Annotated in this window: 6 protein-coding genes and 1 pseudogene; 4 read left to right on the top strand and 3 right to left on the bottom strand. The window is 36.3% G+C overall.

Annotated features, from left to right (window positions below):
• Positions 1-452 precede the first annotated feature (452 nt).
• Together T529_RS0111065 and T529_RS0111060 are read left to right on the top strand one after the other, a co-directional pair.
• Positions 453-638: a hypothetical protein gene (locus T529_RS0111065; RefSeq protein ID WP_033163668.1), complete on the top strand. Its 186-nt coding sequence runs from the start codon at positions 453-455 to the stop codon at positions 636-638.
• 71 nt (positions 639-709) lie between these two features.
• Positions 710-4,993, top strand: coding sequence for a 2-hydroxyacyl-CoA dehydratase (locus tag T529_RS0111060; RefSeq protein ID WP_033163667.1), 4,284 nt, complete (start codon positions 710-712; stop codon positions 4,991-4,993).
• Between the two features lie 17 nt (positions 4,994-5,010).
• Here T529_RS0111060 and T529_RS0111055 read toward each other — a convergent pair.
• The 3 genes and pseudogenes from T529_RS0111055 to T529_RS0111045 all read right to left on the bottom strand — a co-directional run.
• Positions 5,011-5,481: pseudogene (locus T529_RS0111055) on the bottom strand (GGDEF domain-containing protein); the annotation flags it as partial.
• A 15-nt stretch (positions 5,482-5,496) separates the two neighbouring features.
• Positions 5,497-6,318: a hypothetical protein gene (locus T529_RS0111050; RefSeq protein WP_033163666.1), complete on the bottom strand. Its 822-nt coding sequence runs from the start codon at positions 6,316-6,318 to the stop codon at positions 5,497-5,499.
• A complete protein-coding gene (locus T529_RS0111045) occupies positions 6,315-7,196 on the bottom strand; it encodes a LacI family DNA-binding transcriptional regulator (protein WP_033163665.1) in 882 nt (293 codons plus the stop codon). Before T529_RS0111045 ends, T529_RS0111050 begins: the two co-directional genes overlap by 4 nt.
• 166 nt (positions 7,197-7,362) lie before the next feature.
• On the opposite strand from T529_RS0111045, the gene rnmV reads away from it, so the two are divergent.
• Together rnmV and T529_RS12680 are read left to right on the top strand one after the other, a co-directional pair.
• Positions 7,363-7,890 (top strand): ribonuclease M5, encoded by a 528-nt coding sequence (gene rnmV, locus T529_RS0111040; protein WP_033163664.1) that lies wholly within the window; start codon positions 7,363-7,365, stop codon positions 7,888-7,890.
• Positions 7,883-9,253, top strand: a 1,371-nt coding sequence (locus T529_RS12680) for a transposase (RefSeq protein WP_476661782.1), incomplete at its 3' end; no start/stop codon positions are given. The genes rnmV and T529_RS12680, both read left to right, overlap by 8 nt.

The following is a 9,253-nucleotide window of genomic DNA, read 5'->3' as shown; positions in this document are numbered from 1 at the left end:
GCAGATTCCTTTGCGTTGCATAATCCTGTAGTATATGAATATAAACTGAAGAAAATGAACGAAGGGAAATTCTTTCGTGTAGCACTTTCACATGTCGCGAAAAAACTAATCAGAACGATATATACTCTTGAAAAAAATGACCTGGATTTTGATCAGAGCAAATTGAGATAAACTGTTTTTCGTCACTATAAATTTTTTTGAGGTTCCTCGAACCTCTTTTTGTGCTTCTAAGATAAACAAATCAAAATATACCCTTGACTACTGATAGTAAATCACCTCATCGTCCTCATTGTAGCGAAAAGAGACATTCTTGTAAATCAATATGATGTTGGTTAAACAACATCTTTTCAACATGTATGTAGTAAAATAGTGGTTGACTTTACGCATTTAATCGTTTAATATACATATGCTGTAACACAAGAATGTAGTAAATGTGAAGGAGTTAACATGTCGTGGATAAAGTGAATTATAAGGAAATTGTAAGTCGTAAATGCATTTTTTTTAATATGCGGGTGATTTGTGAAAAGGCTGGTGTGAATTATTCTACCTATCGTGGATGGAAAAATAATGGCCGTTCTTTTTCTGATCAAAAAGCGAAATTGCTTTATGAAACAATGAGAAATGTAATGAATTCTTAAGCATATGATTTGAAGAAAATTTTGTGAAAAGCTAATATTTGAAGTGATACGGGAATAAGGAGGTCAGAACTTTGAAATATTATTTAGGTATAGATGTTGGTTCAACAACAGTAAAGTTATATCTGACAGACGAAAATGATAATTGCCTATATTCCAACTATGTCAGACATTTCTCTGACGTTAGAAAGACAATTCATGATTTAGTAATAGAAGTTAAAGATCAGGTAGGAGATCTTGATGTACATGTAGCAATGACAGGCTCAGGTGGGCTTTCTCTCGCTAATAGTATGGGGATAGAATTTGTACAAGAAGTCATTGCCTGTACAAAGACAATCGAAACATATATTCCAAGAACTGATGTTGCGATTGAACTAGGTGGCGAAGATGCCAAGATTACTTACTTTGATGGCCAGCTTGAACAGAGAATGAATGGGAGCTGTGCTGGTGGTACAGGTGCCTTTATTGATCAGATGGCTACATTATTACAGACGGATGCCAAGGGATTAAATGAACTTGCCAAAAACTACAAGACCATTTATCCTATTGCCTCACGTTGTGGGGTCTTTGCGAAAACAGATGTACAGCCATTAATTAATGATGGTGTTTCCAAAGAAGATATTGCCGTCTCTATTTTCCAGGCTGTTGTCAATCAGACAATCTCTGGACTTGCAAGTGGACATCCTATTAAGGGCAATGTCGCATTTCTAGGTGGTCCACTTTACTTCTTGTCAGAACTCAGACAACGTTTTATTGAAACAATTGGTTTAACAGAAGATCAAGTGATTTTCCCAGATAACTCACAGCTCTTCGTAGCTATGGGTGCTTGTATCTATGCCAAGGAAAATGCGAAAGAAGCCATCAGCTTCAGTAACATGATCAAGCATTTAGAAAAACTTGAAAACCAGACAAGTGAACTGACAAATGTCTTAGAGCCACTCTTTAATAACGAAGAAGAACTACGTGCTTTTAGAGAAAGACATCTTTCTCATATTACGACAAAACATGATATTAAGAAATATAAAGGTAAGGTCTATTTAGGTATTGATGTTGGTTCAACGACATCAAAGATGATTCTTACAGATCCTGAAGGTGCCATTCTTTATACTTACTATAACTCTAATGAAGGTAATCCATTACAGCTCATCATGCGCTTAATGTGCCATGTTTATGACTTATTACCTGAAGGTGCTTATATTGCCAAAGCCGGGGTTACAGGTTATGGGGAAGCTTTAATCAAAGCTGCTCTTAAAGTGGACTATGGTGAAGTTGAAACCATTGCCCATTATACAGCTGCTAAGGCTTATGAACCTGATGTTGACTTTATTCTCGATATTGGTGGTCAGGATATGAAGGCCATTACGATTCGTGATAATGTCATTCAGAATATCTCCCTCAATGAAGCATGTTCAGCAGGATGTGGTTCATTCTTAGAGACATTTGCGAAATCACTTGGTTACAAGATTGAAGAATTCGCAGAATTAGCCCTTAAGTCAAAGCATCCTATTGACCTTGGTTCAAGATGTACAGTCTTCATGAACTCAAAAGTCAAGCAGGCACAAAAAGAAGGGGCAAGTGTTGAAGATATCTCAGCTGGTCTTTCTTACTCAGTTATCAAGAATGCCCTTTATAAGGTTATTAAATTAAGAAGTAAGGAAGATATTGGCACACATGTTGTTGTACAGGGTGGTACTTTCTATAATGAAGCCGTTCTTCGTGCATTTGAAAAGGAAACAGGTATTGAAGTCACTCGTCCCGATATTGCCGGCTTGATGGGTGCTTATGGCATGGCGCGTATTGCCTGTGAAAATGATGATGGTGCAGGAACAACACTCCTTTCTAAGGCAGAAATTGAACTTCTAGAATACAGCAATGAAATGAGAAACTGTGGTAAGTGTACAAATAACTGTATGCTGACAATTACATCATTCAATGATGGCAGAGAATTCATTTCTGGTAACCGTTGTGAAAGAGGGGCAAACCTCCCACTTACAAGCAAGAAATTACCAAATCTCTTTGACTATAAATACAAACGTATCTTTGGTTATCGTTCACTTCTTCCAAAAGAAGCAACAAGAGGCAATGTCGGTATTCCACGTGTTCTTAATATGTATGAGAACTATCCATTCTGGTATACATTCTTTACGGACTTAAAGTTCCGTGTTGTTCTTTCGGCACGTTCCAGCAAGAAGATTTATGAAAAGGGTATTGAATCAATTCCATCTGAATCTGTTTGCTATCCAGCAAAGCTTGTTCATGGACATATCGAGAATTTAATTGAACGTGGCATTAATTTTATTTTCTATCCTTCAGTTGTTTATGAAAGACAGGAATTTAGTGATGCTGGTAATCATTATAACTGTCCAGTTGTAGGATCATATCCAGAAGTTATTAGAAACAATGTGGATCACTTGGAAGAAAAGAACATTAATTACAAGAATCCATTTATTTCCCTTAACAATCCAAAAACACTCTTCAAAGTCCTCAAGGATTCATTATCTGAATTCAACATTACCGATAAAGAACTCCATCATGCCATTGATAAGGCTTATGAAGAATTAGCACGTTCAAGAGAAGATATTCGTGAACAAGGTCGTTTAGCTCTTGAATATATGCATAAGAATCATAAGCATGGTATTGTCTTAGCTGGACGTCCATATCATGTTGATCCGGAAATCAACCATGGTATTGCCGACCTTATTACTGGTGAAGGCTTTGTCGTATTGACGGAAGATTCTGTTGCGAATATGAATAACGAAGAGACAAATCTTCGTGTCGTTGACCAGTGGACATATCATTCAAGACTCTATCGTGCAGCCCAGTTTGTCAGCACGCAGAAAGATCTTGATCTTATTCAGCTTACATCATTTGGCTGTGGTCTTGATGCGGTTACAAGTGACCAGGTTGCAGAATTATTACAGGCTAGAAATAAGATTTATACATTAATCAAGATTGATGAAGTCTCTAACCTAGGCCCAATTAGAATTCGTATCCGCTCACTTAAAGCAACAATTAAGAAATCGAACTTCACACCTGACTTAAGTGAACATTATGAACCATCTAAACCAGCATTCACAAAGGAAATGAAAAAGGATGGCTGGACAATTCTTTGTCCACAGATGTCACCAATTCACTTCCAGTTTGTTGAAACAGCTATGCGTGAAGAAGGTTATAACTTTGTTGTACTACCTTCAGTTGATAAAGGTGCTGTGGAAGCAGGCTTGAAATATGTCAACAATGATGCATGTTATCCATCAATACTTGTTGCTGGACAGATGATGGAAGCATTAAAGAGTGGTAAATATGATGTCAATAAGACAGCTCTCATCATCTCTCAGACAGGTGGTGGATGTCGTGCGACAAACTATATTGCCTTCATTCGTAAAGCTCTCAAAGATGCTCATCTCGAACAGGTTCCAGTTATCTCAGCTAACTTAGTCGGTCTCGAAAGCAACCCAGGTTTCAAGATTACTTACAAGCTCGCTAAGAAAGTTGTCATTGGGGCCATGTATGGTGACTTATTCATGCGTGTCCTTTACCGTGTACGCCCTTATGAAGCGGTCAAAGGCTCGGCTAATGAACTTTATGAATCATGGGCTGAAAAGTGCCAGGAAAATGTGAAGAACGGCTCACTTAAGGAATTTAAAAAGAATGTGTATGAAATCGTTAAAGAATTCGATGAATTACCATTACTTGATATTAAAAAGCCAAGAGTTGGTTTAGTTGGGGAAATTCTTGTTAAGTTCCATCCAACTGCCAACAATGAAATCGTCAAAACCATTGAAGCAGAAGGTGCTGAAGCAGTAATGCCAGACTTAATCGACTTCTTCCAGTATTCATTCTATAATGCTAACTTCAAGGAAACTCATTATGATGGAACATGGAAGGGCAAAGAGATTGGCAATATTGCCATCAAGTTTGTTGATTACTTGAGAAAAGATATGATTGCGGCATTAAAGGCTTCAAAACGCTTTACCCCACCTCATCCAATTACCGAAATGGCGGCTAAAGCAAGCGAAGTTGTCTCACTTGGTAACCAGACGGGTGAAGGCTGGTTCCTAACAGCAGAAATGATTGACCTGATTGATGATGGTGCACCTAACATTGTATGTATGCAGCCATTTGCCTGCCTGCCAAACCATGTTACAGGTAAGGGTGTTATTAAGGCATTACGCAAGAAGTATCCACAGTCCAATATCGTCGCTATTGACTATGACCCAGGTGCTTCTGAAACCAACCAGCTTAACCGTATTAAGCTCATGCTTTCAACAGCCTTCAAGAATATTGGTGAAAAACCACATATTGAAACACCTACAAAGAATCTCGATGAACGTATCGCTGAAGTCTTTGGCGGTTAATAAAAAGCAGACAAAGCTTATTGCTTTGCCTGCTTTCTTTTCTTTTTAAAACAATACATACGATTATCTGCATCTTCAATAATACGGGTGATTTGTTCTGGTGTGTCACCAGGATGTATAGCAGACATCCCAAATGAGAGTGATAATGTAAATGGATAATTATGACGAGCAGAAAGAATCTTTGTATTCTCATTAATCTTTTCTTCTAGTGTATGAATATAATCACGATTGAGACCATTAATAAAGATCACAAACTCATCACCACCCCAGCGACCAACAATCTGTTTTGGGAAGGAAGCTTTGATGATTTCCGTGCCAAGGATAATCGCTTTATCTCCAGCATCATGCCCAAAGGTATCATTGATGGACTTTAAGCCATGCAGGTCCACAAAGACAATATAACCAACTTGTCCAGGAGCAATATTTTTTGCCCCTTTTGCTAATGCATCAAGAAGACCACGACGATTATAGATATGGGTTAATTCATCAGTGACAGACTGTGACTATAATTTATTCATTAAGGACTGTATATAGAATGTTGTTCCAAACTGTCCAGTAATATATTCCAGCATGGATAAATCATGACCATCAATATCAGTAATTAATATGCCATATTGCTCACTATCGGATGCAATTGCACTCAAGGTATAATTATGTGTTGAAGAAACATGACGAATTAAGTCTTGTTCGTTGACAAGTTCATTATGTGTTCTAATCATTAAACCATCTTTAATCTTCAATTTAAGAATTAAAGATTCAGGAAGAGTAATCGGTTCAGTAATATCAAAGTGATAAGGGTACTTAAAGACATAGAGAGCAGCATTCTTGATATTAAGAATACGCAATGTCTCCCCAAGCATACGTTCAGGATCACTTGAATCAGTGATTGACAGGGAAAGACGATTGGTGATATTGACGTTGATCTGGTGCTCAGTTGATTTTGTAAGAATACGGGATGTGGTATTAGAATAGACAATCCCTAGTTCACTATAGAGATATTGTGTGAAATAGTCTAAGCGATGATGTTCAATGAGATGCTTTGATATAGATATATCAAAGAGGACTTTTAAACAATTAAAGAGTTTATCAAGATCAATGAATTGAATATTATCTTCCGTAATAACATTAATAATAGATGGAAATACTTTAGCTTTAAATTCTTCAATCGAATCACAGAAGAAAGAAGCAGAAATAATATCTTCAAATAACTTTACAGTTTCATCTTTGATATTGGTATGGAACATGATTTTATTGTTGAAAAGAAAGTTAGTCATGCCCCAGGATAAATCATGAATCGAAAGTTTCTCATTAATCGCGAAATTCACAAAATTATAGAGATCATCTTCTTCTTGGAAGCACTATTGACAGAATCACGGGCAATAAATTCAGTTGGCAGCACATGCCTAAATGGGATACCACCTTCTAAAAGTGACTGCCCTTCAATGACTGCACGATAGGCGAGCATTGCACTATCGGCATGAACACTTGAAAGAGGTGGAACCATGCTTGCACTATAAGGGTCGTCATCAAAACCAACAACAGATATATCACGACCAACACGATACCCACGTTTCTTGAGTTCAGCATAGGCACATACCGCAAGTTTATCAGTAACACAGAAAAGCGCATCAATTTCAGGATGCATATCAATAAACTGTCCAACAAGCGTATTATGATAAGCCGTATAATCCTGGGCATAGACAATAAGAGAAGGATCGTAAGCAATATGATGAAAATCAAGAATATCACGATAGGCAGAAAGTCTTTCTCTTGTGCCTGTTCTTGTCTTAGGACCAGCAATGACACCAATATGTCTGCGATGTTCCTTGGTGATTAAGAAGTTTACGGCAGCCTTCGCACCACTTATATTGTCAAAGACAATTGAACTGACATGATCTGAGACATAGTTTAAAGAAACAATGGGCATATGAAAACGTGCTAAGAATTCCTCATTATTCATATCTCTTGCGACATTATTAGTACTCAAAAGCAATAGGTCGATACCTATTTTATTCGCAAATTCATAAGAAAATGTATTATGAGTGGAAGGATTATCAAGTTGTGTTTTCTTATTCAAGCCACTTCCATAGAAAATAATCAATTCTTCATCTAGTTCATCACATGCAGCCTGGGCACCACGAATCATTTCCGAGTTATAAGAATCAATATTTTCTACAAATAGCCCTATACGTATCTTTCTCATATCATTTCTCCTAAGTATGTGTTCATTCTAACACACTTCCATTTAAATGAAAACGATTACATAATATATATGACCAATATTTGACAATTATTGTATTAGATTCTCTTAACATAGAAATAAGCTTGCTAGAACGAAAAATGGTGAGTATGATGAGAAAGGTGATGATATGAAAAGAATTCAAGAAGTGATTGTAGTGGAAGGAAAGACGGATACTGCAACATTACAACAATTATTTGATGTGGATACAATTGAAACAAGTGGTAGTGGTATCAACGAAGATATCCTCCAACAAATCGAAACAGCATCAAAGACAAGAGGTGTCATTATTTTGACCGATCCAGATTACCCTGGCCAGCAAATACGCAATAAAATTATTGCTAGAGTGCCAAATGCCAAACATGCTTTTGTGAAAAAGAAAGATGCTATTGGCAAGAAGAAACTTGGCATTGCTGAAGCGAGACATGAAGCTATTATTGAAGCATTAGAGAATACAGTTCAATTTAGTGAACGAGAAGATACACTAAGCTGGCAAGAATTTATAAGCTTGGATATTATTGGTGATCATGAGAAACGTAATTATCTCTACCATACCTATCGCTTAGGTCATGGTAATAATAAAGCGCTCTTTAAACGCCTTAATATGATTGGTGTCACAAAGCGTGATATAGAGGAGAAACTTAAAAATTATGGATGATTTAGCTAAAGAAAAATTAGAAGATAACGCAACAAGTAATGAACTCGATATTTTAGTTGAACGAATTAAAGCCAATGATAATGTAGCTTGGCAAACCTTAACTGAAAAATTTCAAAACTATATTCATAAAAAAGCATGGGAGCAATTAGACAAAATAGAAGAATATCCAAATTATGACCGGAAGCATATGGAAGAAGATTTGTTTATGGCTGGTTGGCAAGCAACAATAAATGCGATTCATAATTATGATCCTAAGAAGGGCTCATTTTTGTCATATGCATCGGTATGTATAAAATATGCTATGTCCCATGAAAAGAATGAGTTGTTAAATTCCCATGGAATAACAGACTTGCCTCAGAAATGTTTTGACGAGTTATCACATGATGAAATGCTTGAAATTAATCCAGGTACTAAGTATCAGGATATATCTATAAGTGAAGAAAATTGTATAAAAGAAAAATATAGCGTCGAAGAAAGAACATTACAAATTCTCAATATCTTAAGAATAATGACGGATGAAAGCCATTTTTTGAGAAAAAATGAATTGATGAAACTTTTAAAGATTTATCGTATTAGTAAACACAAAAATAATACAAAATTAGAAGAACCTAATACGATAACAAACACAATAAAAAATATTCTTAAAGAAATTAATCGTGATGAGAGTGCATATAATTTTAGTATTAAATATGGACAAAAGGAAGAAAATGTTCAAAGTAAGAAGACTGAAAAAACTGATAAAGGGAAAAAACAGAGTCTTACTGACTTATCCTACGTACATCTATTTTCTAATGCACAGCTTGATTCTCTCATAGGGATTATTGCTACTTCTGATTTACTATCGTATCAAGATAAAGAAGAACTTATCAGAAAGCTTAACAGCACATCAAGCTGTTATTATCACACGCCATTTTGGAATGGACATGAAATAACGTTTAATCCTAAAGCTTTATATGGAAGATTCTCAAGCCGTAGTCAAAATAGCGACAGAACACAAATCACAGAGAATATTAAAATAATCCAAAAAGCTATTAATTCAATGATACGATCCCCTAAAGGTAGACAGTACAAATACACAATATGTACTGCCCTGCTTTTAGGGGGTTTTATTATGGGACGAAAAGCAAAATATACATTTGAACAGAAACTGAAGGCTGCACTGGATTATCTGTCAGGAAAGAAATCAGCATCTGATATTGCCTTTGAATTAGGTATGGGGAAATATGGTGACAACAGAATACGTCAATGGGCGAGTCTCTATAAAGCCAATGGGCAAGAAGCTCTCAAGCCTAAAGAAAGAAATTCATCTTACTCAAAGGAATTCAAAGATATGGTCGTTCAGGATTATGTACAGAATGGGCTG

Origin of the sequence: Sharpea azabuensis DSM 18934, from assembly GCF_000702165.1 — a bacterium.
GTDB classification, from domain to species: domain Bacteria; phylum Bacillota_I; class Bacilli_A; order Erysipelotrichales; family Coprobacillaceae; genus Sharpea; species Sharpea azabuensis.
This window is presented reverse-complemented; position numbering and strand designations above follow the sequence as displayed.